The organism is Rhodococcus sp. P4_F5 (genome assembly GCF_056401315.1).
This window is the reverse complement of record NZ_JBFUJP010000029.1, coordinates 1-24,776: the sequence shown is the minus strand read 5'-3', so window position 1 is coordinate 24,776 and position 24,776 is coordinate 1. Positions and strand designations below refer to the sequence as shown.

General features: G+C 72.1%; 21 protein-coding genes. 13 read left to right on the top strand and 8 right to left on the bottom strand.

Annotated features, from left to right (window positions below; genetic code table 11):
• Positions 1 to 43 precede the first annotated feature (43 nt).
• The gene (locus AC1DU4_RS13635) at positions 44 to 3,502 is read left to right on the top strand and encodes a TM0106 family RecB-like putative nuclease (RefSeq protein ID WP_477840621.1); all 3,459 of its coding nucleotides are present in this window, start codon (positions 44 to 46) and stop codon (positions 3,500 to 3,502) included.
• 23 nt (positions 3,503 to 3,525) lie between these two features.
• Here AC1DU4_RS13635 and AC1DU4_RS13630 read toward each other — a convergent pair whose 3' ends face one another.
• Positions 3,526 to 4,743 (bottom strand): amino acid deaminase/aldolase, encoded by a 1,218-nt coding sequence (locus AC1DU4_RS13630; RefSeq protein ID WP_371851180.1) that lies wholly within the window; start codon positions 4,741 to 4,743, stop codon positions 3,526 to 3,528.
• 89 nt (positions 4,744 to 4,832) lie between these two features.
• Positions 4,833 to 5,474 (bottom strand): TetR/AcrR family transcriptional regulator, encoded by a 642-nt coding sequence (locus AC1DU4_RS13625; RefSeq protein WP_477840619.1) that lies wholly within the window; start codon positions 5,472 to 5,474, stop codon positions 4,833 to 4,835.
• 77 nt (positions 5,475 to 5,551) lie between these two features.
• On the opposite strand from AC1DU4_RS13625, the gene AC1DU4_RS13620 reads away from it, so the two are divergent.
• Together AC1DU4_RS13620 and AC1DU4_RS13615 are read left to right on the top strand one after the other, a co-directional pair.
• Positions 5,552 to 6,865 carry a D-arabinono-1,4-lactone oxidase gene (locus tag AC1DU4_RS13620; RefSeq protein WP_477840617.1) on the top strand — a complete coding sequence of 438 codons (1,314 nt, stop codon included), beginning with the start codon at positions 5,552 to 5,554 and terminating at the stop codon, positions 6,863 to 6,865.
• 23 nt (positions 6,866 to 6,888) lie between these two features.
• A complete protein-coding gene (locus AC1DU4_RS13615) occupies positions 6,889 to 8,217 on the top strand; it encodes an amidase family protein (protein ID WP_477840615.1) in 1,329 nt (442 codons plus the stop codon).
• Positions 8,218 to 8,236: 19 nt separating this feature from the next.
• Here the strand turns inward: AC1DU4_RS13615 and AC1DU4_RS13610 are convergent, their stop codons facing one another.
• From AC1DU4_RS13610 to AC1DU4_RS13590, 5 genes are all read right to left on the bottom strand, one after another.
• Positions 8,237 to 9,205, bottom strand: coding sequence for an adenosine deaminase (locus AC1DU4_RS13610; RefSeq protein WP_477840613.1), 969 nt, complete (start codon positions 9,203 to 9,205; stop codon positions 8,237 to 8,239).
• Positions 9,206 to 9,209: 4 nt separating this feature from the next.
• Positions 9,210 to 10,577 carry a DUF1254 domain-containing protein gene (locus tag AC1DU4_RS13605; RefSeq protein ID WP_477840611.1) on the bottom strand — a complete coding sequence of 456 codons (1,368 nt, stop codon included), beginning with the start codon at positions 10,575 to 10,577 and terminating at the stop codon, positions 9,210 to 9,212.
• A gap of 51 nt (positions 10,578 to 10,628) precedes the next feature.
• Positions 10,629 to 11,426 (bottom strand): enoyl-CoA hydratase/isomerase family protein, encoded by a 798-nt coding sequence (locus tag AC1DU4_RS13600; protein ID WP_477840609.1) that lies wholly within the window; start codon positions 11,424 to 11,426, stop codon positions 10,629 to 10,631.
• Positions 11,427 to 11,483: 57 nt separating this feature from the next.
• Positions 11,484 to 12,893 carry a DHA2 family efflux MFS transporter permease subunit gene (locus AC1DU4_RS13595; RefSeq protein ID WP_477840673.1) on the bottom strand — a complete coding sequence of 470 codons (1,410 nt, stop codon included), beginning with the start codon at positions 12,891 to 12,893 and terminating at the stop codon, positions 11,484 to 11,486.
• Between the two features lie 74 nt (positions 12,894 to 12,967).
• Complete coding sequence (locus AC1DU4_RS13590; RefSeq protein ID WP_477840607.1) at positions 12,968 to 13,573, bottom strand: PadR family transcriptional regulator; 606 nt, start codon at positions 13,571 to 13,573, stop codon at positions 12,968 to 12,970.
• 105 nt (positions 13,574 to 13,678) lie between these two features.
• Here AC1DU4_RS13590 and AC1DU4_RS13585 point away from each other — a divergent pair, with 105 nt between their 5' ends.
• The 6 genes from AC1DU4_RS13585 (at position 13,679) to AC1DU4_RS13560 (ending at position 18,730) form a co-directional block, all read left to right on the top strand.
• A complete protein-coding gene (locus AC1DU4_RS13585; protein ID WP_477840605.1) occupies positions 13,679 to 14,386 on the top strand; it encodes a GNAT family N-acetyltransferase in 708 nt (235 codons plus the stop codon).
• A 75-nt stretch (positions 14,387 to 14,461) separates the two neighbouring features.
• A complete protein-coding gene (locus AC1DU4_RS13580) occupies positions 14,462 to 15,493 on the top strand; it encodes a glutathione S-transferase family protein (protein WP_477840603.1) in 1,032 nt (343 codons plus the stop codon).
• Between the two features lie 127 nt (positions 15,494 to 15,620).
• Positions 15,621 to 16,298, top strand: a complete 678-nt coding sequence (locus AC1DU4_RS13575; RefSeq protein ID WP_477840601.1) for a hypothetical protein — start codon at positions 15,621 to 15,623, stop codon at positions 16,296 to 16,298.
• A 24-nt stretch (positions 16,299 to 16,322) separates the two neighbouring features.
• Positions 16,323 to 16,784 carry a DUF6153 family protein gene (locus tag AC1DU4_RS13570; protein WP_477840599.1) on the top strand — a complete coding sequence of 154 codons (462 nt, stop codon included), beginning with the start codon at positions 16,323 to 16,325 and terminating at the stop codon, positions 16,782 to 16,784.
• A 65-nt stretch (positions 16,785 to 16,849) separates the two neighbouring features.
• Positions 16,850 to 17,524 carry a DUF305 domain-containing protein gene (locus AC1DU4_RS13565; RefSeq protein ID WP_477840597.1) on the top strand — a complete coding sequence of 225 codons (675 nt, stop codon included), beginning with the start codon at positions 16,850 to 16,852 and terminating at the stop codon, positions 17,522 to 17,524.
• Positions 17,525 to 17,872: 348 nt separating this feature from the next.
• A complete protein-coding gene (locus AC1DU4_RS13560; protein ID WP_477840595.1) occupies positions 17,873 to 18,730 on the top strand; it encodes an LLM class F420-dependent oxidoreductase in 858 nt (285 codons plus the stop codon).
• A gap of 34 nt (positions 18,731 to 18,764) precedes the next feature.
• Here AC1DU4_RS13560 and AC1DU4_RS13555 read toward each other — a convergent pair whose 3' ends face one another.
• Positions 18,765 to 19,970: a YbfB/YjiJ family MFS transporter gene (locus tag AC1DU4_RS13555; protein WP_477840593.1), complete on the bottom strand. Its 1,206-nt coding sequence runs from the start codon at positions 19,968 to 19,970 to the stop codon at positions 18,765 to 18,767.
• Between the two features lie 106 nt (positions 19,971 to 20,076).
• On the opposite strand from AC1DU4_RS13555, the gene AC1DU4_RS13550 reads away from it, so the two are divergent.
• From AC1DU4_RS13550 to AC1DU4_RS13535, 4 genes are all read left to right on the top strand, one after another.
• On the top strand, positions 20,077 to 20,931 hold the full coding sequence (locus AC1DU4_RS13550; protein ID WP_477840591.1) for an LLM class F420-dependent oxidoreductase: 855 nt from the start codon (positions 20,077 to 20,079) through the stop codon (positions 20,929 to 20,931).
• A gap of 72 nt (positions 20,932 to 21,003) precedes the next feature.
• The gene (locus AC1DU4_RS13545; RefSeq protein WP_477840589.1) at positions 21,004 to 22,002 is read left to right on the top strand and encodes an ATP-binding cassette domain-containing protein; all 999 of its coding nucleotides are present in this window, start codon (positions 21,004 to 21,006) and stop codon (positions 22,000 to 22,002) included.
• On the top strand, positions 21,999 to 22,763 hold the full coding sequence (locus tag AC1DU4_RS13540; protein ID WP_477840587.1) for an ABC transporter permease: 765 nt from the start codon (positions 21,999 to 22,001) through the stop codon (positions 22,761 to 22,763). The genes AC1DU4_RS13545 and AC1DU4_RS13540 overlap by 4 nt, the downstream gene beginning before the upstream one ends.
• Positions 22,764 to 22,810: 47 nt before the next feature.
• Positions 22,811 to 24,776: ABC transporter ATP-binding protein (locus AC1DU4_RS13535; protein ID WP_477840585.1), on the top strand; the 1,966-nt coding region annotated here is incomplete at its 3' end.

Here is a 24,776-nt window from a genome sequence, read left to right as displayed (position 1 = left end):
CGCCGAACGGGACGTGTCGGCACCGTCTGCGATAGTCGTCCTCGTGTTCCTCCTCGACGACGTGTTGATCTACAGCGCCAGCGACCTGTCCCAGGCCGCGGAGTGCGAATACGCGCTGCTACGCCGGCTCGACGCGAAGCTGGGGCGGATCGAACCGGCCGGCACCGACCGGCGGGACGCCATGCTGGACCGGACATCCGAGCTCGGCGCCGCCCACGAACAGCGTCAGCTCGACGGGTACGTCGAGCGATTCGGCGAGGGCGTGGTGCGGATCGACCGACCGCGCCTGGACTTCGAGGAGCTCAGCCGGGCGAACAAGGCGACCGTGGCCGCCGCCCGGGCGGGTGCCGACGTGATCTACCAGGGCACCTTCTTCGACGGACGGTTCCTCGGCTTCTGCGACTTCCTGGTGCGTGAGGGCGACCGGTACGTGGTGGTCGACACCAAGCTCTCCCGCCACGCCAAGGTGACGGCCCTGCTGCAGCTGGCCGCCTACGCGGACGCCTTGACCTCGGACGGGATCCCCACCGCGTCGCACGCCACCCTGGTCCTCGGCGATCACGCCACCGCGGACCACCCGCTGGGCGACGTCGCACCGGTCTTCCGGCAGCGCCGCGACGAGCTGGTCCGGATGCTCGAGGAGCACCACCGCGAGCAGGCTCCGGTGTCCTGGTCGGATCCGCGTTACCGCGGCTGCGGCCGGTGCGACGAGTGCGCGCCGGAGATCGTGCGAACCCGAGACCTGCTGCTGGTCGCCGGGATGCGGTCCTCACAGCGCGAGACGCTGATCCGCGGCGGCGTCACCGACATCGACGCCCTCGCCGACCGCACCGAGCCGGTCCACGGCATGAGTGCACGCACCCTCGGCGGCCTGCGGGCCCAAGCCGCGGCACAGGTCCGGCAGGAGCACTCGCACGCCCCGGTGTACGAGGTGATCGACGGTGCGACGGCCCTCGCCGCCGTCCCGGAACCCGACCCGGGCGACATCTTCTTCGACTTCGAGGGCGACCCGCTGTGGGCCGAGGACGGATCGACCGACTGGGGCCTCGAGTACCTGTTCGGGGTGACCGAGACCGACGGAACCTTCCGCCCGTTCTGGGCGCACGACCGCGCGCAGGAGCGCCGCGCCCTGCTCGACTTCCTCGACTACGTCGCCGAGCGCCGGAAACGCTTCCCCGGCATGCACGTCTACCACTACGCGGCCTACGAGAAGACCGCGCTGCTGCGGCTGGCCGGTCGCTACGGCGTCGGCGAGGAATCCGTCGACGCCCTGCTGCGCGAGAACGTACTGGTGGACCTGTACCCGGTGGTCCGCGGAGCGGTCCGCGTCGGCGCCTCGTCGTACTCGATCAAGAAGCTCGAACCCCTGTACATGGGCGACCAGCTTCGCGGCGACGACGTCGCCACCGCCGTCGATTCGATCGTCGCGTACGCGGACTACTGCGCGCTGCGGGACGCAGGCAAGGACCGCGCAGCCCATCTCCTCCTGCAGAAGATCGCCGACTACAACGAATACGACTGCATCTCGACGCTGCGGCTGCGGGACTGGCTGCGGGCCGTCGCGGCCGAGCACGGAGTGCGGCCGCACCCGGCTCAGCAGGTGCTCGCGGCGCCCGTCGAGGAACCGAGCGCGGCCGAGACCGCACTGCGCGACCACGTCGGCGACACCCTGCCCGGCGAGCGAACCGACGACCAGCGGGCCGCCGCGCTGATGGCCGCCGCGGTCGGCTACCACCGGCGGGAACGTAAGCCCTTCTGGTGGGCGCACTTCGACCGCCTCGTCCAGCCCGAGGACGAGTGGGCCGAGTCCGCCGACGTCCTGGTGGCCGACCGGGTCGAGGTGCCGGTGGAGTGGCACAAGAGCACGCCGCGGCAACGCAAGCAGCGCAGGCACGTTCGCCTCGCCGGGCACTGGGGCGCCGGCACCACGGTGCGCGTCGGGGACCAGGTGTACGCGCTCTACGAGCAGGGCACCGGGATCGGCTCCGACGACCCGCGCGCCCGCGGCGCCGTCCCCGTCACGATCCTCGCGCTCGAGGAGGAGGTCGGGCCCGACGGCAAGCCGCGCGAGGTGGCCGTCGTGGAGGAACTCGAGCCGACCGGCACCGGCCCGCATGCCGTCGCACCGATGGCGCTCGCCCCCGGACAGCCGGTCCGCACGGTCGCCATCGAGGCCGCGATCGCCGAGCAGGCCGCCGCGATGGCCGCGGCCCTGCCGTCGATGCCCGCCTCGGCCGCCGTCGACGTGCTTCGCCGGGTGCCGCCCCGCACCCGCTCCGGCGGCCCGCTCCCCGTCGCCGATCCGGACCACAGGGCCGCCGCGATCGTTGCGGCGCTGCGCGACCTCGACAACTCCTATCTCGCCGTGCAGGGGCCACCCGGCACCGGCAAGACCCACACCGGCGCGGCGGTGGTCGCGGAACTGGTGAACCGGTACGGCTGGCGGATCGGTGTTGTCGCCCAGTCGCATTCGGTGGTCGAGAACATGCTCGACGGGATCGTGCGCGCCGGGGTGCCAGGCGAGCAGGTCGCGAAGAAGCCCGGTTCCGGGCTGTCCGAACACCCCGCCTGGACGAAGATCGAGTCCGTCGCGCTGGCCGGCTTCCTCGCCGAGCACGAGCAGACCGGCTGCGTGATCGGCGGCACCGCCTGGGATCTCGCGCACACCGCCCGGGTGCCCGCCGGCAGCCTGGACCTGTTGGTGGTCGACGAGGCCGGCCAGTTCTCCCTGGCAAACACGGTCGCGGTGGGCATCTCGGCACGCAACCTGCTGCTGCTCGGCGATCCGCAGCAGCTGCCGCAGGTCAGCCAGGGCACCCACCCCGAACCGGTCGACGCCTCCGCACTGGGCTGGCTCGCCCAGGGACACGGCGCGCTGCCACCGGAACTCGGGTACTTCCTGGACCGGACCTGGCGGATGCATCCCGCGGTCTGCTCGGCGGTCTCGGACCTGTCCTACGACGGTCGACTGCGCTCTCAGGAGCCCGTCACCACCGGCCGGGCGCTGGCCGGCGTGGAGCCCGGCGTCACGACGCTGTACGTGGAGCACCGGGGTAACTCGACGGAGTCCGTCGAGGAGGCCGAGGCGATCACCGCCGAGGCGCGGACGCTGATCGGCACGCCGTGGACCCCCGGCGCCGGCGAACCGGCCCGCCCACTCGCCGAGGGCGACATCCTCGTCGTCGCGCCCTACAACGCGCAGGTGTCGCTGATCCGGGCGCGCCTCGCCGACGCCGGCCTCGGCGACGTCCTGGTCGGCACCGTCGACAAGTTCCAGGGCCGGGAGGCCGCGGTGGTGTTCGTGTCGATGACCGCCTCGTCGATCGACGAGGTGCCCCGCGGCATGGGTTTCCTGCTGTCCCGCAACAGGCTGAACGTCGCGGTCTCCCGGGGGAAGTGGCGGGCGGTGATCGTCCGGTCCCCCGCCCTGATCCAGTACCTGCCCGGGACACCGGCGGGCCTGTCCGAACTGGGCGCGTTCATGCGCCTGAGTGGCGGGTAGCGCGCGCTACCCGCCGCCGGACGTCAGCCGAAGCACTGCCCGTCGCCGCGGTAGGTCGGGACCACGGTGCGGGTGCCGTCGGTGTCCACCAGGTGCAGGGCGGTGAACCGTTCGCACAGCTCGCCTGCCTTGGCGTGCCGGAACCAGACCCGGTCGCCGATCCGCAGCCCGCCCGCGGCGAGCCCGGTGACCGGCGTCTGCACCTCGCCGACCCCCTCGTTGCGCAGCAACTTGAGACCGGCCGGCCAGACCGGCGTCGGCACCCGGGACGCGCCGGCCGGGCCGGACGCGACGTAACCACCCGCGAACAGCGTCGCGATCTTGGGCGTCGGGCGGCGCACCGCGGACAACGCGAAGAACAGCGCCGGCCGCGGCGTGAACGCGCGGTAGCGGTCGAACAGGGTCGGGACGTACAGCCCGGAACCCGCGGTGACCTCGGTGACCGACGGGTCGGCGGAACTCACCTCGAGCGACCCGGTGCCGCCGCTGTTGACGATCTCCAGCTTCCCCGCGGCCGCGGAGACCGCGTCGACCACCGCGCCGCGGCGCTTGGACAGCTCGGCGGCGGAGGCACGCTTGACCAGTCGGATCGCGGGGCTGCTGTCGGGCAACCCGGCGATCTGCGCCTCGTAGAACATCACGCCGACCACCCGGAAGCCCCGTCGCACGGCCGCCCGGGCCAGCGATTCGGTCTCCTCCGGGGTACGCAGCGGTGAGCGGCGGACGCCGAGGTGCACCGGCCCGACCCGCAGCGACGCGTCCACGTCCAGGCACACCCGGGCGGGGACCGAGGAACTGCCGGCGGCGGCGTGCACCACGTCGAGGTGGTCGGCGCTGTCGATCATCAGGGTGATCGAGTCGAGCAGCAGCGGGTCCGAGGCCAGCTCGGCGATCGCACCGCGGTCGGTGGTGGGGTAGCCCATCAGGACGTCCCGGGCCCCGAGGCGCACCAGCCAGATCGCCTCACGCAGCGAGTAGGACATGATCCCGCGGAAGCCGCCGCGGGCGGTGAGCCCGGTCCCGAGGGTCTCCTCGAGCACCGCGCGGCACCGGACCGACTTGCTGGCCACCCGCACGGGCGTCCCACCTGCCCGGCGGAGGAGGTCCGCGGCGTTGGCGCGCAGCGCCCCCAGGTCCATGGCGGCGAGCGGCGGATCCAGCTCGCGGGTGGCGGCGTCCAGTCGTGCGCGGGTCGCGCCGTCGCGGGCCATGGTCTCCGGACGGTCGGAAATGGCGGTCATGCCAACGAGTCAACCACCCGAACTGGACGACTGTCCACGTCTTGGCGCGACCACTTTTCCGCAGCGGCGAAGTGCGAGCCGATCCTGGGTCAGAGTTCGACGGCCTTGCCGGTGATCATCTGCACGAGGTCGTCGAGTTCGGCGATGACGCCCTCGCTGTCCCGGTCCACCAACCACCGGAGCACGATCCCGTCGATCACGGCCAGCGCGAATCGCGCGATGTGCGCGACCGGCTCGGTCCACTTGGTGCCGGTGTGCGCGGCCGACTGCTCGAGGAAGTCGACGGCCTGGGCGTCCATGGTCCGGTACTGCATGTCCGCGATCACGCCGGCCAGCTCCGCGCCGGCTGCCTGCTGACGCAGCCCGTACGCGGTGATCTCGTAGGTGAGCAGCTGACGGTTCGGCGTCGCCTCGATGATCGGCCACATTGCGGTGATCCCGCTGTGCAGCACCTCGCGGAGCCCACGCAGGCCGCCGTGCTGCTCTTCGCTCTGCGCCTGACCGAAGGCGTAGCCCAGCGCCTGGCTCAGCTGCACGACGAGCGACTCGCCCATCGCGGCGACCAACGCCTCCTTGCTGTCGAAGCAGTAGTGCACCACCCCGAGCGAGACCCCCGCATTCTCGGCGACCGCCCGGATGGTGACAGAACTGATGCCACCCCGCTCCGCAATTCCCATGGCAGATTCGACAAGTTGCGCGCGACGCTCGTCCGCCGGAAGCCTGTTCAGCATTGGATGATCCTAGAACGCAGAAATAAAGATCGCGTCAACTGTTGACCTGGACGACTGTCCATGTGAATAGTGGCGTCATGGATCAGCAGACCTGGCACAACTGGGCTGAGTGCGCAAGCGCGAGCCCGCGACGTTACGCAACGCCCGCGAGCGTGGCCGAGCTCAGTTTCGAAATCGCCCGCGCGACGACGGAAGGCCTGCACGTCAAGTGCGTTGGCGCTGGTCACTCGTTTACGCCAGTGGCCGTGACGGACGGCGTGTTGATCAGCCTGGACAACCTCGCCGGCATCAAATCCGTGGTCCACACGGAACCGGCCGGCGCGCTGGTCACCGTTCTCGCGGGAACGCGACTGCGCGACCTGAATCCCATGTTGTGGGATCTCGGACTCGCCATGACAAATCTCGGCGACATCGACGCCCAGTCGATTGCCGGCGCGATCGCCACCGGAACCCACGGCACCGGTGCCCGATTCGGCGGACTGGCCACCCAGGTGCGCGCGCTGACCCTGGTACTCGCGGACGGCACGGTCGTCGACTGCTCCCCCGAAGAGAATTCGGAGCTGTTCGAGGCCGCCCGCATCGGCCTCGGCGCGGTGGGCGTGATCGCCACCCTCACCCTGCAGTGCGAGCCCGCGTACGCCATGCGCGCGGTCGAGTCGCCGGATCGCCTCAGCGCGGTCATGGAGCGCATCGACGAGAACTCCCGCGGCGTCGACCACTTCGAGTTCTACTGGTTCCCCCACACCGACCGCGTGTTGACCAAGCGGAACACGCGACTGCCGGCGACCACCCCGCTCGAGCCGGTGGGCCGGGTCCGCGGCTTCGTCGACGACGAGCTGCTCTCCAACACCTTCTTCGAGGGCGTCAACCGGGTCGCGGCCCAGTTCCCCGCCGCCATCCCGAAGATCAACGAGGTCGCCTCCCGGGCGCTCTCCGCGCGCGAGTTCACCGACCGCAGCTACCGGGTCTTCGCGTCCTCGCGGCGGGTGAAGTTCCGCGAGATGGAGTACGCGGTCCCGGTCGAGGCGCTGCCGGACACCCTCCGCGAGATCGACCAGTGGCTCGGCAGGTCCGACTTCCGTGTCGCCTTCCCCGTGGAGGTGCGCTTCGCCGCCGCCGACGACGTGTGGATGTCCACCGCGCACGGCCGTGACACCGCGTACGTCGCCGTGCACCAGTACTACCGCCGGGACCACCGCCCCTACTTCGACGCGGTCGAGTCCATCGCGCGCGCCGCCGACGGCCGGCCGCACTGGGGCAAGCTGCACAGCCGCACCGCGGCGGACCTGCGTCCCACCTACCAGCGGTTCGACGAGTTCTGCTCCGTGCGCGACAAGTACGACCCCACCCGGGTCTTCGACAACGACTACCTCCGGCAGGTCCTGGGCTGAGCGCGACGCCCTAGCCTGACCGGATGACCGATCTGACACGGCGGGGCTTTCTCGCATTCGGTGCCGCGGCCGGGACCACGCTGCTGCTCGGCGGCTGCGGTGACGGGGCCGCCGATCCGGGGGTCCCGCCGCTGCCCGGTGGCGGCGCCGCGGCCGCGTCCACCCCGGCGTCGCGGGCCACCTGGCGGGTGCAGGGCTCACCCCTGGCCGCCGCGTCCGGCTCCGGCGCCCTGGACGGGGCGACCGTGGCGGTGACCGACCTGTTCGCGGTCGCCGGCCAGCAGGTCGGCGCCGGCACCCCGCGATGGCTGGCGCAGGCGCCCGTCGAGTCCACCACCGCGACGGCCGTCTCGCGCCTGCTCGGCGCCGGCGCCGCGGTGGTGGGGCTGGCGCAGACCGACGACCTCGGTTACGGACACTCGGGCGTCAACGACCTGTTCGGCACCCCACCGAACATCGCTGCGCCGGAGCGACTCCCGGGCGGATCGAGCTCCGGCGCCGGCAGCGCCGTCGCCGCGGGCACGGCGACGGTCGGGCTCGGCCCCGACACCGACGGCTCGATCCGGATACCCGCCGCCTACCAGGGCCTGTTCGGGTTCACCGCGACCCGTGGCGCAGTCCCCACCGACGGCCTGGTGCCGCTGAGTCCCACCGTCGACACGATCGGCTGGCTGGCCGCCGACATCTCGACGCTGGCGAAGGCGGTCGCCGCGTCGGTTCCGAACGCCCCTGCCCGCCCGCTGTCGCGGGCCGTCACCGCGCCCGGCGTCAACGCGGTGGCCGACGCCGTCGTGACGGCTGCGACCTCCCGGGCACTGACGGCCTGGCGCAGGTCGAGCMTGCCGGACCTCGCCGAACAGGACCTCGACATCGGCGCGCTGCCGGACTGGCACGAGGCCGTCACCACCGTCGTCGCCTACGAGGCGTGGCAGCGTCACGGCGCGTTCGCCGCCGCGGCGACGACCTCGCTGAGCGGTGAGCCCCGGGAGAACTTCACCGGCGCCGCCCGCACCTCCCCGGAGGCCTACCGGCGCGCGTCCGACACCCTCGCCGACGCCGCCGCGACGGTCCGCGCCTTCCTCGGCGACCGGGTGCTGGTGCTGCCCACCACCGCCAGACCGGCCCCGCCGATGTCGGACGGCGACCTCAGCGGAGACACCTACCGCAACACCATGCGCAGCACCGGGATGCTCACCTGCATCGCCACCGTCGCGGGGCTGCCCACCGCCACGGTGCCGCTGGGCACCGCCGGCGCGGCACCGGTCGGACTGTGCCTGGTCGGCCCCGCCGGTCGCGACCTCGACGTGCTCGCGCTCGCCCGTGCGGTCGTCGACTTCGGTCTGACCCGCTGACCGGACCCGCCCGCCGGCGTCAGGACTCCCCCAGCAACTCCCGCTTGCGCTCGGGCGAGGCGAAGGACGCCAGGATCGAGTTGCGGGCCAAGGTTTCCCGCTCCTCCTCGGTCAGTCCCAGGCCGTCCCGCAGGCCCGCGAAGTTGTCGTCGACGTAGCCACCGAAGTACGCCGGGTCGTCGGAGTTGACGGTGACCAGCAGGCCGGCGGCGAGCATGGCCCGCAGCGGGTGCTCGGCCATGGTGTCGACGACCCGCAGCCGGACGTTGGAGAGTGGGCACACCGTCAACGGGACCTGGTCCTCGACCAGTCGGGTCACCAGCGCGGGATCCTCGAGGCAGCGCACCCCGTGGTCGATCCGCTCGACCCCGAGCAGGTCGAGCGCCTGCCAGACGTACTCCGGCGGGCCCTCTTCCCCCGCGTGCGCGACGGTCCGCAGGCCGCTCGCCCGGGCCCGGGCGAAGACGTCCACGAACCGCGACGGCGGGTTGCCGACCTCCGCGGAGTCCAGCCCGAGGCCGAGCACCGGCACGTCCAGCCCCAGCAGTTCGTCGAGCATCGCGGCGGCCTCGGCTTCCGGGCGGTCGCGCAGCACCGCGGCGATCAGCGCGCTCGACACCCCGAACTCCGACTCGCTGCCACGGACGGCGTCGCCGAGGCCGTCGAGCACCTCCCGCAGCGGCACCCCGCGTGCCGTGTGCGCCTGCGGATTGAAGAAGATCTCCGCGTGCCGCACCCCGCCCGCGGCCGCCCGGGCGAAGTACGCACGGGCCAGGTCGGCGAAGTCCTGCGCGGTCCGCAGCACCGCCATGTTTGCGAAGTACAGGTCCAGGAACGACTGCAGGTCGGTGAACTCGTAGCGCGAACGCAGGTCGTCGAGGTCCCGGTACGGCAGCGTCACCCTGTTGCGCTCGGCGAGCGCGAAGATCAGCTCCGGTTCGAGCGAGCCCTCGATGTGCATGTGCAGTTCGGCGAGTGGGGTCGGCATCTTCTCATCCCTCGGGTTCGGGTTCTGGCGGCGTCCAGGACGGGTCGGTGGGCAGGTAGGACCGCAGCATCACGACGAACTCGCCCTCCGGGGCGGGCAGCCAGTTCGACGTACCGGTCGCTGGCTCGGCCGCGGCCAGCCAGACGTCGAGGGAGCCGTCCGGATTGCGGGTCAGGCCCGGGGTCCGGTCGCCGATCGCATACCGGCCCAACACATTCGGGACGAGGAACATGTCCGGCCCGTACATGGTGACGGACCAGAATCCACGCCGGTCCACCGGCGGCAGGCCGTCGGCGGGGAAGTGCAGTCGGTAGCCCCGCTCGCCGCGCAGCGGCCCGCCGTCCGACGCCTCCCGCGCCACCGCGTACGCCGACTCCTCCGGCACGTTGGCGCCGAGACCGATCCTGGCCACGACGGCGCGCTGGAGGTAGTCGGTGCCGTATCGGCCGGCGTCCGGCAGCGACCGCCAGACCCGATCGCCGGTGTCGGTCGCCGCCGTGATCTGCCGGTCGCCGCGCGTCATGCCGGCGGCCAGCACGTCCACCGTTTCCGGGCTGCCACCGCTCGGCGTCGCACCTGGCGTGACGCCCAGTGCGGCGATCCGGTCGAGCAGCGGCCGGTCTGCCGGTGGCGGCGGATTGGCGGCCAGGATCGCCGACAGCTCGTCGAAGTACTCAGGCCCCGACGCCACGAGCGCCTGCGGCGCCGGGTTGTCACCGCAGTCATTCGGCGGCAGCGGCGGCGGCGCGCCGGCCACCACCGGGCCGAGGACCCGCATCGAGTACTGCTGCTGGGCGGCCCGCGCCGCGGGCAGGTCCGCCTCCGATTCGACCAGTGTCCGGCCGATCATCCACGCGTCCCAGGTCGGGGACTCGACCACCGCCGCACCGGGCGGCGCCTGCCCGGACCAGCCGGGCGGCGCGATCAGCCGCGCGGCGGCGGCGGGGCCGGTCTCCCGGGTGCCGACGTTCGCAAACACGTTGGTGTACATGTCCAGGAACTGGAACCCGAAGTACCGCTCCCCCATGTCCGGGTGGGTGAGCAGCACCGGGCCGGCCCGAAGGTCCAGCCAGGCAATCGAATACAGGGTGTCGACGTTCGGCGCGACCACGGTCCGGGAGTCGGGCCCCGACAGCTGCGCCTGGTTGAACAGCTCGTTGACCGGCAGCAGGCACGTCATGTTCGCCCGGGTCCGCGCCAGCGTCACCGGCGCGGCGCCGTAGACGTAGGCGTCGGCGGCAACGTCCACCGGATCCGGAGCAGAGGGCGCGGACGTGGAACAGCCGCCGGACAACCCGGCCGCCAGCAACACCGACGCCGCGACCAGGACCCCTCCTACGCGCCCCCCGCGGCTGACACCGGACCCAGACATGGCTTCGACCCTAGGCGTTGCGGGCGCCCGGTGTCAGACGCCCGCGCGCCCTCATTTCCCGGTGTACTGCGCCTTACCCGGTCCGACGTCGAGGAAGCTGCGCACGGCGCCCTGCAGGTCGTCAGTCTCGAACAACGCCCCGGACACCTCCGGGGTGATCGAATCCGCGTGTGCGACACCACCCGAACGCCAGGCCTCGACGATCCGCTTGGTGGCGTGGTGGGCCCGGGTCGGGCCGTCGGCCAGCCGCGCCGTCAACGACCGTGCCGCGGCGTCCACGTCCTCGTGCACGGCGTTGACCACTCCCCAGGCATGCATCGTGGCGGCGTCGTAGAGGTCGCCGGTCATCACCAGTTCCCGGGCCCGGCCGGAGCCTGCGCGCTCCGCGAGCCGCTGCGGTCCGCCCATCGACGGCGTCAGCCCCACCACCGTCTCCACCAGACCGAACCTGGCCTGCGGCGCGGCCAGCACCAGGTCGCACGCCAGGGCGATCTCGAACGCCGCGGTCAGGGTCAGCCCGTGCGCGGCGAACACCACCGGGCAGGGCAGCGCCTCGATCGGGTGGACGATCTCCGCGAACAGGGTGCGCCAGAGGTCGGCGCCCTGCGCGGCGCCGAGCCCGTCGAACTCGTGCACGTCCACCCCGCCCGAGACCACCTTGCCCGCCGCGCGCAGCAGCAGCGCACGCGGCGGGGCCGCGGTCAGCGCGGCCACGTCCTCGGTGATCGCGTCGAACATCGCGCGGTCGAACAGATTCAGCGGCCCGTGCTCGAGGGTTAGGACGGCGAACTCGGCGCCGGCGTCGGTGGTGCTGCGTTCGAGGCGGGTGGGCTTCACGGTCTCCGTCATGACGCCAGTATCGCGCCGGGCACCCGACGCGTGCGTCAGTCCCACCCTCACTGCGTGTCAGGCCTCGACCGACTCCTCGCGGGCGTCCACCGGCGGCAGGTCCGACTCGCGGACGGGCCGCTCGAAGAACAACGACGCCACGAATCCGATCAGCAGCACGGCGGCCGGCAGCAGCACCGACTGCGCCATCGCGGTGCTGAAGCCGTCGCGGACGAAGTCGGGCAGCACACCGCCGGCGCCCTCCTCGCCGCCGGTCGGAATCCCGTTGGCCGAGAGCCGGGCGGTGATCAGCGCGCCGACGCCCGCGCTGCCGAGCACCGCGCCGACCTGGCGGGTGGTGTTGTAGACGCCGGACCCCGCGCCCGCCGCCTGCATCGGCAGGTTACGGGTGGCGGTGGCGGCCAGCGGCGACCAGATGAAGGCGTTCGCGATGCCCATCAGCCCGATCGGCAGCAGCAGTTCCCAGATCGCGACGTGCGGCGTCATCACCAGTGCCAGCCAGCCCAGCGAGATCGCGAGCATCAGGAAGCCCGGCGCGGCGATGTAGCGCGGGTGCACCCGGTCCACCAGCTTGCCGACGTTCGGCGCCAGCGCGCCGGTGAGCACCGCCATCGGAACCATCAGCAGCGCGGACCCGGTGGGGGTCAGTCCCCGCACCGCCTGCGCGTAGAACATCAGCGGCAGCACCATGGCGGTGATCGCGAAACCCATGGAGGTGATGCCGATGTTCGCGAGCGAGAAGTTGCGGTCCCGGAACAGGCTCAGCGGCAGCAGCGGCTCGTTCTTGTTCCACGACTGGTACCAGATGAACACCCCGAGCAGCACGACGCCGATCCCGATCAGCACCCAGATCCGCGTCGACCAGTCGTAGGAGTTGCCCTCCTGCAGCCCGAACACCAGGGCAAACATGCCGAGCGCGCTGAGCACCACGCCGGGGATGTCGAACCGGTGGCTGTGCGTCGGGAGCACCGGCACGAACTTGACGGCGGCAAGGAAGGCGATGATGCCGACCGGCACGTTGACGAAGAAGATCCACTCCCAGCCGAGGCCGTCGACCAGGACGCCGCCGGCCAGCGGCCCGACCAGGGTGGCGACGCCCGCGACCGCACCCCACAGGCCCATCGCGGTGCCGCGCTTGTCTGGCGGGAAGATCCGGGTGATCACCGCCATCGTCTGCGGTGTCATCATCGCCGCGCCGAAGCCCTGGAACACCCGCGCCACGATCAGCGGCTCGATGCTGCCCGACAGCCCGCACCAGAGCGAGGCGAGGGTGAACACTGTCAGGCCGACCAGGTAGAGGTTCTTCGGGCCGAACCGGTCACCGAGGCGTCCGGTGACCAGCAGCGGCACCGCGTAGGCCAGCAGGTACGCGCTGGTGACCCAGACGACGCTGTTGATGTCGGTGTGCAGGCCCGTCATGATCGCGGGGTTCGCCACGGCGACGATCGTGGAGTCCACGAGGATCATGAAGAACCCCAGGCACAGCGCCCACAGCGCCGGCCATTGTTTGATCTCCGTGTTCTGGTTGAACTCGGTCACGGTCATCCCCTTGCCGGTTGGCTGAGTCGGTCTCTGATGAGTTCTGGTGTGAGCCAAGGCAGTTCGCCCGACTCGATCTCCGCCACCAACGCGGCCATCCAGTGCAGCTCGGTGGCGGCGAGCGCCCGCAGGTAGTCGAGCCCGAACCAGAAGACGCGCGGACGGTCCGCCGCGACGTGCACGGCCCGCACGGCGTCGAGTTCGTCCAGGTCCGCCTCGACCGCCGCGATCCGGGCCCGGAGCAGTCGGCACACATCGGCCGCCGCGAGGTTGTGCGCCTCCGCCAGCGCCAGCGGGAACTGCGGGTACTCGCGGACGGGGGCGCCGAGCAGTTCCGCGATCCGGGCCTCGAGTGCGGCGCGACCGCTGTCGGTGACGGTGTAGGTGGTGCGTTCGGGGCGGTTGCCAGCACGCTCGGTGCCGAGCACCGCGATCAGTTCGGCCCGCTCGAGCCGCGCCACCGCGTGGTACAGCGAGCCGGGCCGGACCTTCACCACGCGGTCGACGCGGCGCTGGAGCAGCAGCTGGTGCATCTCGTAGGGGTGCATCGGGCGCTCGTTGAGCAGCGCGAGCACGGTGATCGCGAGCGGTGTCAGCGCTGTGGCCACTGCGCTCCCCCGATCCGTGTCCGCCCCCCACCAATTAGTCCAAGTGGAATATACGGCGCGGAGTAGGCGGCGGCAACATCTCGCCGGGACCGATAGCGTGACGGGGTGGACGCTCATCATCTCGACATCGTCGCGCTGGCCTGGTCGCGCGCGCTCGGACTGCCCGACACCGCGCTCGCCCGCCCCGGCGCCCGCCAGGTGCTGGTCGACGACGACGCGGACCGGGTGCAGTTCCTCCGGCTGGCCGGCGCCAGCGCGCTGGTCGGCCCGCGGTGGGCGCTCGAGCGGGCCGAGGACCTCGACGACGACGCGCTGAGCGAGCGCAGCACCATGCTCGACCTCACCAAGGACCACGGCGGCAGTTGCCCGGGCCCCCTCCTGCTCTCCTACACCGCGGAGGCCGGCGCGGACACCGGCGAGTCCGACGACCCGCTGATCTCGCACGACCTCGCGGAGGTGCGGGCGCTCGAGGCTCTCTGCCCGCCGGACGAGGTCACCGAGGCGGCACTCTCGGACCGGGAGCGCTGGTTCACCCTGCTCGACGACGCCGGCTCCCCGGTGGCGGCGGCCGGCTACCGCGAGTGGCAGGGCATCGTCGCGGACGTCGGTGCCCTCACCGCACCGGACCTCCGCCGGCGCGGACATGCGGCGGTCGTCGCGCGACTCACCACGAACGACGCCGTCGACGAGGGCATGATCGCGCAGTGGCGCAGCCATCCCGAGAACATCGCGTCCCGGCAGTTGGCCGCGACGCTGGGCTTCCAGGTGCTCGGATCCCACACCCTCGCCACGGTGCACCGCAGTAGCGTGTGAGCTGTGTCGTTGTACAGGCCCCACGGTCCGCGGCCGCGCCCGCGAATCGTCAGTCCAACAGGGAGTTGATTCGCAGTGACCGAGGAGAGCAGCTCCACCGGGGCATACGTCGGCAAGGGCAAGGAATTCACTCGTGACACCCGCTACATCGACACCCGGATCACCGCGGACGGACGCGACGGCTACCCGGTGGAGCCGGGCCGCTACCGACTGATCGTCGCCCGGGCCTGCCCGTGGGCGAACCGGGCCATCATCGTCCGCCGCCTGCTCGGGCTCGAGGACGTGTTGTCCATGGGCATCTGCGGACCCACCCACGACCAGCGCAGCTGGACCTTCGACCTCGACCCCGGCGGCGTGGACCCGGTGCTGAAGATCCCGCGACTGCAGGAGGCCTTCCTGGCCCGCTTCCCCGACTACCCGCGGGGCATCACGGTGCCCGCGATCGTCGACATCCCGACCGGGCAGGTGGTGACCAACGACTACCCGCAGATCACCCTCGACCTGTCGACCGAGTGGAAGCAGTACCACCGCGAGGGCGCCCCCGACCTGTACCCGACCGAGCTGCGGGCGGAGATCGACGAGGTGGCCGAACTGGTGTTCCGGGACGTGAACAACGGCGTGTACCGGTGCGGGTTCGCCGGCAAGCAGGAGGCATACGAGGCGGCCTACGACCGGCTCTTCGCCCGGCTCGACTGGCTGACCGAGCGGCTCGCCACCCAGCGATTCCTGGTGGGCGACACCATCACCGAGGCCGACGTGCGTCTGTTCACCACCCTCGTTCGGTTCGACCCGGTGTACCACGGCCACTTCAAGTGCAACCGCACCAAGCTCACCGAGATGCATGTGCTCTGGGACTACGCGCGAGACCTGTTCCAGACGCCGGGTTTCGGCGACACGATCGACTTCGCCCAGATCAAAGAGCACTACTACGTGGTGCACACCGACGTGAACCCGACGCAGATCGTGCCGAAGGGTCCGTGCCTGGCGAACTGGCTCGAGCCCCACGGCCGGGAGCTGCTGGGCGGCAGGCCGTTCGGCGACGGCACGCCGCCGCATCCCCCGAAGCCCCACGAAGTGGTCCCGGTCGAGCACTGGGCGCTGGGCTGACGACGCGGACCGCGACGCACGGCGCCGACGGAGACCCGAGGCGGCCGGAGGAACAAACCGCGGGGGCCGGCCGTTGGAAGGGAGTTCGGCCGCCAGTCGCGGTGGGCCGTGGCGAAGGGGAGAACCGATGGCGCACATGATGGGGCGGGTCGAGCAGGTCGTCGTGTCGCTGCTCGACAACGGCAGCAAGCTGCAGGGTCCCGCCGTCGCGAAGTACGTGGAGCGGGTCCGCCGCGCACACCCCGGCGAGAGCCCACAGCAGATCGTCGAACGGATGGAACGGATGTTCCTCACCGCGGTGACGGGCAGCGGCGGCGCAGTGGGTGCGGCCGCGGCGGTCCCCGGCATCGGGACGGTGGGCTCGATCGCCGCGGTCGGCGCCGAGTCGGTGTTCTTCCTGGAGGCCTGCGCCCTGCTGACGCTGGCGGTGGCCTCGGTACACGGCATCTCGGTCCAGCAGCACGAGCAGCGCCGGGCCCTGGTGCTCGCGGTCGCGCTCGGCACCTCCGGGATGGAGATCGTGGAGAAGGCGGTGGGCGTGACGACCAAGAACTGGGGTTCACTGATCACCAACCGGATCCCCGCGCCCACGATGGCGGGGATGAACCAGAGCCTGCTGCGCAAGTTCGTCACCAAGTACGCGGCCCGGCGCAGCGCCCTGATCCTGGGCAAGCTGGTGCCCGCCGGCATCGGCGCGGCGATCGGCGGCGCGGGCAATCGGTCGATCGGCAAGGGCGTGATCAACAACGCCCGTGACGCCTTCGGACCGGCGCCGGTCAGCTGGCAGCTCGAACTCGCTACCTGACCCCCCTAGGGTATGATGGCGATCATGAGTTGGGCTCGGCGACAGGTCGCGCGACCGGCGGCGCCGGTCGCGCTCCTGCTCGGCGTGCTGGTGTTCGGCCTGTTGGCCATGCACCACCTGCTCGCGGCCACTCCTGCGGCGCAGTCGGTCTCGCACGCCGCGACGACCCATGACACCTCCGCTCAGGAACATGTCGCATCCGCCCAGGATCCTGTCGCGGTCGCCGGGACCGCCCCAGGTTTCGATGCCTCCCAGAACTCCGACACTCCCCCGGGCCACGGCGACAACCATCACGTGCTCAACCCGTGCCTGGCCGTCCTCGCGTCCGCGCTGCTGCTGGCCATGACCCTGCTGCTGTTCGGGATTCCCGCGAACCCGATCCGGGCCCAGCGGCGCCGGACCCACCCGACTCTGAGTTCCGGCCGCGGGCCCCCGTTCCTGCCGACGTCGGCGCGGCTGGCATCGCTGTGCGTGCTGCGGGTGTGACAGGGCCACTGCGTGCATGCGCAGTCGCGACCGTCACACCAACAGCTACAGCCAAGGAACCAACGATGAACACTCGCACCAAGACCGCAACCCTGATCGCCTCCGCCGCAGCGGCGGTCGCACTGCTCGCCGGCTGCGCGAACGACGGCACCGGCCCCGAGCACACCACCGAGCACCGGGAGGCGGGGACCTCGACCTCCATGTCCGCCACCACCCCGGCGGATGCCGCGTCGGCGCACAACGCCGCCGACGTGATGTGGGTGCAGATGATGATCCCGCACCACCAGCAGGCCGTGGAGATGGCCGAGATGGTCCCGGACCGCAGCACCAACCCCGAACTGATCGCGCTGGCGTCGCAGATCGAAGCCGCCCAGGGCCCCGAGATCGCGCAGATGACGGGCTGGCTCGAGGACTGGAACGCGCCGGCGACGGACGCCACCATGGACCACTCCATGCCCGGCATGGACCACTCCATGCCCGGTACGGACGCCTCCATGCCCGGGATGGACCACGGCGGCATGATGACCGCGGAGCAGATGACACAGCTCGACGAGTCCACCGGCGCGGCCTTCGACCAGGCCTGGCTCGAGATGATGATCGAGCACCACGTCGGCGCCGTCGACTCCTCGGAAAAGATCCTGACCTCCGGTCAGAGCGCGCAGGTCAAGGAGTTGGCGCAGTCGATCATCGACGGCCAGCAGGCCGAGATCGACCAGATGAAGGCGATGCTCGGCCAGTAGGCACCGCGTCGCGGGATTCGCCGCGACAGTGAACCCACGCACCCCCGCGCGGCCGGTCATCCGGTCGCGCCGGGGTGCGCCCGAGTCCGGCGCTACGCCCGGAAGCAGCGGCAGCGTGTCGCTTCGGAGGCCCGGAAGTCCTGCACCTGGCCACCATCGAACGGCCGTTCGCGGCACCGGCGGAGTAGTCGTCCAGGTGGCCTGTGCGGGCGTGCCCGAGACTGCCGGGTCGCGGAGGCTCACCGTGGAGGGAAGGCTACAAAGAAACCGACCCGGTCGATCAGCAGCCGGAATGATTCGCCGGGCGGGTGTGGTTTCCTCAGGCAGTCCACCGAAACGGAGCAGCAGATGAGCATCGACCCGCAGACCCCCAACCTCGGCCGGATCGGTGTGTGGCGTCACGCGTACGGCCTGACGCCCGAGTTCGTGCAGTCCGTCGAGAAACTCGGCTACGGCACCCTGTGGCTGGGCGGTTCGCCCCCGGCCGACCTCTCGATCGCGGAAGAGGTACTCGACGCGACGACAACCCTCACCGTCGCCACCGGGATCACCAACATCTGGGTCTCGCCGGCCGCCGAGGTCGCCGAGTCCTTCCACCGTCTCGAGGCCCGCCATCCCGGCCGCTTCCTCCTGGGCGTCGGCGTCGGCCACCCAGAGGCCTCGGCGGACGTCTACGCGAAGCCGTACCAGGCCGTGGTCTCCTACCTCGACGAACTGGACGCGGCGGGGGTGCCCGCCGGACGTCGGGTCCTGGCTGCACTCGGCCCGAAGATGCTGCGACTGGCCGCCGACCGCGCCGCCGGCGCGCACCCCTACCTGACCACGCCGGAGCACACCCGCGAGGCCCGCGAACTGCTCGGGGCCACACCGCTTCTCGCACCCGAGCACAAGGTCGTGCTCGACACCGACCCCGTCGCGGCCCGGGCGGTGGGGCGACCGCCTGTCGACAATCCCTACCTGCACCTGCGGAACTACGTCGCGAACCTGAGCCGGCTCGGCTTCACCGAGGACGAACTCGCCGACGGCGGCAGCGACCGGGTGATCGACGCCCTGGTGGCGCACGGCGACGCGACAGCGATCGCCGCGCGGCTGACCGAACACCTCGACGCGGGCGCGAATCACGTGGCCGTACAGGTGCTTCCGTCCGACCGCGACGAGTTGCCCACTCTCGCCGCACTCGCCGAGTCGCTGGCGCTGCGCGGGTAGCGGCCTCTGCCGGGCTCCCACCGCGCCGACAGGGTCATCCCAGCGCCCCCACGCGACCGGTCGCGCGGGGGTGCGCCCGCGCCCGGCGCTCCATCCGCAGCAGCGGCAGCGTGAAGAGCACCCCGGCCGCCAGCACCACCGCACCCACCGCCAGGGCCGGGGTGTATCCGCGGTCGAGCAGCGGCGCGACCATCAGCGGACCGATCACCTGCCCCACCCCGTACACCGCAGTGGCGATCGCCGGCGCCCGCGCACCCACCAGCACGGTGCCCTCGGCCAGCGCCAGCGTGACGATGGCGATCATGGTGCCGCCGAAGCACAACGCACCGAGCACCTGCACCACCGCGGAGCCGGAGACCGCCGACGCCGCCACGGCCGCCGCCTGCACCGTCATCGCAACCGTCAGCATCGCGACCTGGGAGTGCCTGCGCGAGAGCCGCATCCAGAACACGCACGACGGCACCACGGCCAGACCCACCGCGATCCAGACCACGCTGCCCAGCCACGTCGCACTGCCCAGCGAGGCGACCGCGGCGACCAGGAAGGTGGCCGAGATGATGTAGCCGAGGCCCTCGCAGAAGTACGCGGCCAGCAGCCAGCCGAACGCCACCCGGTTCCGGCGCGTCACCCGGCCCGCTCCGCCGACCGCGTGCGGCTGCGGCCGTCCCCCGGGCAGCGTCCACGACAACGCCGACAACGCCGCGGCCAGCGCCGCCACCACCAGCCAGCTGGTCCGCCAGTCCGCGTCCGCGCCGAGGGCCAGGATTGCCAACCCGGACAACGCGATTCCCCCGCCGACGCCGCCGAACACCCAGCCGGCGCCGTCGCGACGGCCGGACAGTTCCTGGTGCGCGACCCGGGCGGTGAACACGAAGACCACCGCGCTCGCCAGGCCGGCCAGCCCCCGCAGCGTCAGCCACACCGGCAGGGACTGTGTCAGCGGCATGGCCGCCAGCGTCGCGATCAGCGCCACCAGCGACACCCGCAGCGCCGCCCGGCTCCTGGTCAGCACCGGCAGGAATGTCGCGAGGACCGCACCCAGCAGGTAGCCCAGGTAGTTGACGGTCGCCATCGTCGCGGCCGACTCTCCGCTCAGGCCCGCCTGCTGCTCCATCAGCGGCAGGATCGGCGTGTACGCGAATCGGCCCAGCCCCATCGCCACCACGAGCGCGACACTCGCCCGCAGCACCAGGAGCCGGCCGTGTGTGCCGGAGAGCGCCGGATCGCGGAGGCCCACCATGGGTGGAACGCTACAAAAGAGCCGATCGGGCCGAATCAGCTACCGGTATGAGATGCCGCGCCCGCATGGTTGATTGGCCCCGAGCAGTCCACGAACGGAGCAGCAGATGAGCATCGACCCTCAGACCCCCGACATCGGCCGGATCGGCGTGTGGCGCCGCGTCGCCGGATTGACCCCCGAATTCGCCCGGGCCGTCGAGCGACTCGGCTACGGCACTCTCTGGATCGGCATCTCGCCGCCCGCGGACCTCGCCGTCGCCGAACAGATGCTCGACGCCACGACCACCCTCACCGTCGCCACCGGGATCACCAACATCTGGGGCTCGCCGGCCGCCGAGGTCGCCGAGTCGTTCCACCGCGTCGAGGCCCGCCATCCCGGGCGCTTCCTGCTCGGCGTCGGCGCCGGCCACCGGGAGTCCTCGGCGGAGGTCTACGCCAAGCCGTACCAGGCCGTGGTCGCCTACCTCGACGAACTGGACGCGGCCGGGGTGCCCGCCGGCCGCCGGGTGCTGGCGGCGCTCGGACCCAAGATGCTGCGACTGGCCGCCGACCGGGCCGCAGGCGCGCACCCCTACCTGACCACGCCGGAGCACACCCTGGAGGCTCGCGAACTGCTCGGCCCCGCACCTCTTCTGGCGGCCGAGCACAAGGTGGTGCTCGACCCCGACCCCGTCGCGGCCCGGGTGGCCGGACGCCCGTTGGTCACCCCCTACCTGAACCGGCGGAACTACCTCGCGAACCTGGCCCGGCTCGGGTTCACCGCCGACGAGCTCGCCGACGGCGGCAGCGACCGGGTGATCGACGCACTGGTGGCGCACGGCGACGCACCGTCGATCGCCGCGCGGCTGACCGAGCATCTCGACGCGGGCGCGAATCACGTGGCCGTCCAGGTGCTTCCCTACGACCGCGACGAGGAGCCCGCCCTCGCCGCGCTGGCCGAGTCGCTGGCGCTGCGCGGGTAGCGAACCGCCGCCGGGCAGCGCCGCGCCGATAGGGTGAGGCGCACCGTGGAGTCCGGCAGGGGAGGTAACGGCATGAGCGCAGGCGAGACGACGGGTCCGGCCCACGCGCGTCCGGCGCTCGAGGCGGTCGGCCTGAGCAAGCAGTTCGGCGCCGTGCGCGCGGTCTCGGAGCTGAGCTTCACCGTGCCGACGGGGTCGATCACCGGGTTCGTGGGGCCGCACGGGTCCGGCAAGACCACCACCCTGCGAATGCTGCTGGGGCTGATCACGCCGACGACGGGCAGCGCCGTCGTCACCGGGCTGCCGTTCGCCGCGCTGGCGCAGCCCGCGCGCACAGTGGGTGTGGTCCTCGACTCGCTCGGCGTGCACCCGAACCGGACCGCGCTGGGCCACCTGCTGGTGTACGCCGCGGCGGTCGGCGTCCCCGACGACCGGGCCCACCAGGTGCTCGGCATGGTCGGTCTCGAGCAGGTGGGACGCCAGAAGGCCGGCACCTTCTCCCTCGGCATGCGCCAGCGTCTCGCGCTCGCCACCGCCATGCTCGGCAACCCGCAGATCCTCGTCCTCGACGAGCCCGCGAACGGCCTTGACCCCGAGGGTATCGCCTGGCTCCGGGACTTCCTGCGTGCGTTCGCCCGTTCGGGGCGGACCGTGCTGGTGTCGAGTCACCTCCTGCGCGAGGTGGAGCAGACGGTGGACCGGTTGGTGATCGTCGACCGCGGCAGCCTCGTCTTCGAGGGCGGTCTCGACGACCTCCGGCGCTCCCACACCGGCCGGGTCCTGGTCGCCTCCTCCGACGCCGCGCGGCTCGCCCTCGCCCTGGGCGCCGAGGGCATCACCGACGCCCAGGTGCTCCCCGACGGCCGGCTCGCCGTCGGCGGCACCGTTGAGGCCGAGGTCGCGCAGATCGCCGGCGCGGCGGGCGTGCGCATCTTCGGGTCCGTCACCGAGCACGTCGATCTCGAGCAGGTGTTCGCGTCCATGACCTCCGGGCAGTACGCCGCCCAGCACTACGGCCCGCCGGCCCCGCAGCTCCAGCACGCGACCGATCCCCACGGAGGCCCCCGATGACCGCGCTGCTGACCAGCGAACTGCGCAAGGTCACCACCCTGCGCTTCTGGTGGGCGCTGGTCCTCGCCCCGCTGTTCGTCGCGCTGTTCGCCGGGACCTTCTATGCCGCGATGGCGGGTGACGTCGAGTTCAGCGGTTCCAAACTGACCACCGGCGCCGCGTCGGTCGGACTGTTCGTCGCGATCGCCGGCGTGGCCCTGTTCGCCGGGCTGTTCGGAGCGATCAACTCCGGCACCGAGTTCCGGCACCAGACGCTCACCCCGACCTTCCTCACCACCGCCGGYCGCGACCGGGTGGTCGCCGCAAAACTGGCGGTCACGGCGGCGTTCGGCGCGGCCTACGCGGTCGCCGTCGAGGCGGTCGCGTTGATCTGCATTCTGACCTTTGCCGGCGGCCTCTTCGAGATGTCGTGGTCGGTCGCCGCGATGCTCGCCGCCGGCGTCCTGACCACCGTGGCGTGGTCGCTGATCGGGGCGGGGCTCGGGCTGGCGCTCGGGTCGTCCACCACCGCCGCGGTCGCCCTGGTGGCCTGGTACCCCGCCGGCGAGATGGTCGTGACGGCGGTCCTGCACGGCGTCGGGGCGGGCGCGCTCACTCAGCTCCTGCCGACGGCGGCCACCTGGTCCACGATCGCGGCGACCTCCGCCTCGAACATCGACGAGTACGCCCCGTGGCCGGTCGCCGCGATCGCTCTGCTCTTCTGGACCTGCCTCGCCTGCGGCCTCGGCTGGTGGGCCGCCACGCGCCGCGACATCACCTGACCGGCACCGAGCGGACCCGTCGGAGGTCGGGTCTAACGTGGCTGTCGATGGCACCCGAGACGAAGCCCCGCGGTTGGATCAGACGACTGGCCGCCGCCTGCTGGGCACACCGGTCCGTCACGGTCGGCGCCCTGACGGTGACGTTGATCGCCGCGGTCATCGACATCTCCTTCCCGCTGCTCGCCCGGATCGCGGTGGACGACGCCAGTTCCGGCGCCACCGAGGTGATCGCGGTGGTCGCCGCCGCCATCGCGGGCCTGGCGGTGGTCCGGTTCGGCTGCCAGTTCGGCCGCCGGATGCTCGCGGGCAAACTCTCCCTCGACGTCCAGCACGACCTGCGGCTCGGCCTCCTCGGCTCGCTGCAACGCCTCGACGGACTCGGGCAGGACCAGATCCGCACCGGGCAGGTGGTGTCCCGGTCGATCACCGACCTGCAGCTGGTGCAGGGCCTGCTCGCCATGGTCCCGCTGTCGGCGGGCGCGCTGATCCAGTTCGTGCTGGCCGTGGTGGTGATGGCCTACCTGTCCCCGCTGCTGACCGTGGTCGCGCTGCTGGTGGTGCCCGCGGTGGCGTTGGTGGTGTGGCGGATCCGGCCGAAGCTGTTCGCCGCCACCTGGTCCGCCCAGCAGCGTGCCGCGGACCTGGCCCAGCACGTCGAGGAGACCGTGACCGGTGTTCGGGTGGTCAAGGGATTCGGGCAGGAGGCCCGCGCAGTCGACCAGCTCGAGGACCTGGGCCGCACCCTGTACGCGGAGCGGTTGCGCGCGGCCCGGATCAACTCCCGGTTCGCGCCGACCATGGCCGCGCTGCCGCAACTCGGCCTGGTCGGGGTGATCGCCTTCGGCGGCTACCTCGCGCTCGGCGGCGCAATCACCATCGGCACCTTCCTGGCCTTCGCGACCTACGTCGCCACCATGTCGAACGTCACCCGCGTCCTGTCGTCGGTGGTGATCATGGCGCAGCTCTCGCGCGCCGCCGTCGAACGGGTCTACGAGGTGATCGACACCGAGCCCGCCGTCGCCGACCCCCCGCATCCGGTCGCCCTGCCGCACGGCCCGGTCGGGGTCCGGCTGCGCGCCGTCACGTTCGGGTTCGAGCCGGGCCGGGAGGTGCTGCGCGGACTCGACCTCGACCTGGCGCCCGGCGAATCCCTCGCCGTGGTCGGCCGCGCCGGGTCCGGCAAGACGGCGCTCTCGCTGCTGCTCCCCCGGTTCTACGCGCCGAGCGTGGGCACCGTCGCGCTGACCACCGGCGGGCAGGCCTTCGACGTGACCACCCTGCGCGGGGAGCAGCTGCGCGGCGCGGTGGGGCTGGTGTTCGACGAGCCGTTCCTCTTCTCGGACACCGTCGCCTCGAACATCGCGCTGGGCCGACCGGACGCCAGCGCCGAGGACATCCGGATCGCCGCGAAGATGGCGCAGGCCGACGAGTTCATCGAGGCGCTCGCCGACGGCTACGACACCGTCGTCGGCGAACGTGGGCTGACGCTCTCCGGCGGCCAGCGCCAGCGGGTGGCGCTGGCGCGCGCCCTGCTGGTCGACCCGCGGCTGCTGATCCTCGACGACGCGACGTCCGCGGTGGACGCCGCCACCGAGGCCGCCATCTTCGACACGCTGCGCTGCCGAAGCGACCGGACCACCCTGATCCTGGCGCACCGCCGCTCGACCCTGACGCTCGCCGACCGGGTCGCCGTCCTCGACGGCGGCCGGATCATCGACACCGGCACCGTCGACGAACTCGACGCGCGGTGCCCGCTGTTTCGGGAACTGCTCGCGGACCCGGACCCCGACTCCGAGCCGGTCGGCACGCCGCCGGACCGCGCCGCCGCCGAACCGTCCGAGGCGGCGCTGTGGCCGGACGTCGCGGCCGGCGTCCGAGGCGACGCCCCGGAGCGAACCGCCGCAGCAGGGACCCGCGTGGCSGCGGCGGGCGGCGCACCTGCGGGCGGCGGCGGTCACGGCGCGGGCGGCGCGGCGTCCGGGGCACTCGGCAACGTGGCCGCCACGCCGGAAC

Bases quoted from the DNA above. Each gene is read 5' to 3' on its own strand.
- AC1DU4_RS13625 (WP_477840619.1), bottom strand. From the start codon at position 5,474: ATGCTGAACAGGCTTCCGGCGGACGAGCGTCGCGCGCAACTTGTCGAA.
- AC1DU4_RS13550 (WP_477840591.1), top strand. From the start codon at position 20,077: ATGAGCATCGACCCTCAGACCCCCGACATCGGCCGGATCGGCGTGTGG.
- AC1DU4_RS13555 (WP_477840593.1), bottom strand. From the start codon at position 19,970: ATGGTGGGCCTCCGCGATCCGGCGCTCTCCGGCACACACGGCCGGCTC.
- AC1DU4_RS13565 (WP_477840597.1), top strand. From the start codon at position 16,850: ATGAACACTCGCACCAAGACCGCAACCCTGATCGCCTCCGCCGCAGCG.
- AC1DU4_RS13575 (WP_477840601.1), top strand. From the start codon at position 15,621: ATGGCGCACATGATGGGGCGGGTCGAGCAGGTCGTCGTGTCGCTGCTC.
- AC1DU4_RS13620 (WP_477840617.1), top strand. From the start codon at position 5,552: ATGGATCAGCAGACCTGGCACAACTGGGCTGAGTGCGCAAGCGCGAGC.
- AC1DU4_RS13560 (WP_477840595.1), top strand. From the start codon at position 17,873: ATGAGCATCGACCCGCAGACCCCCAACCTCGGCCGGATCGGTGTGTGG.
- AC1DU4_RS13600 (WP_477840609.1), bottom strand. From the start codon at position 11,426: ATGACGGAGACCGTGAAGCCCACCCGCCTCGAACGCAGCACCACCGAC.
- AC1DU4_RS13605 (WP_477840611.1), bottom strand. From the start codon at position 10,577: ATGTCTGGGTCCGGTGTCAGCCGCGGGGGGCGCGTAGGAGGGGTCCTG.
- AC1DU4_RS13570 (WP_477840599.1), top strand. From the start codon at position 16,323: ATGAGTTGGGCTCGGCGACAGGTCGCGCGACCGGCGGCGCCGGTCGCG.
- AC1DU4_RS13545 (WP_477840589.1), top strand. From the start codon at position 21,004: ATGAGCGCAGGCGAGACGACGGGTCCGGCCCACGCGCGTCCGGCGCTC.
- AC1DU4_RS13630 (WP_371851180.1), bottom strand. From the start codon at position 4,743: ATGACCGCCATTTCCGACCGTCCGGAGACCATGGCCCGCGACGGCGCG.
- AC1DU4_RS13595 (WP_477840673.1), bottom strand. From the start codon at position 12,893: ATGATCCTCGTGGACTCCACGATCGTCGCCGTGGCGAACCCCGCGATC.
- AC1DU4_RS13610 (WP_477840613.1), bottom strand. From the start codon at position 9,205: ATGCCGACCCCACTCGCCGAACTGCACATGCACATCGAGGGCTCGCTC.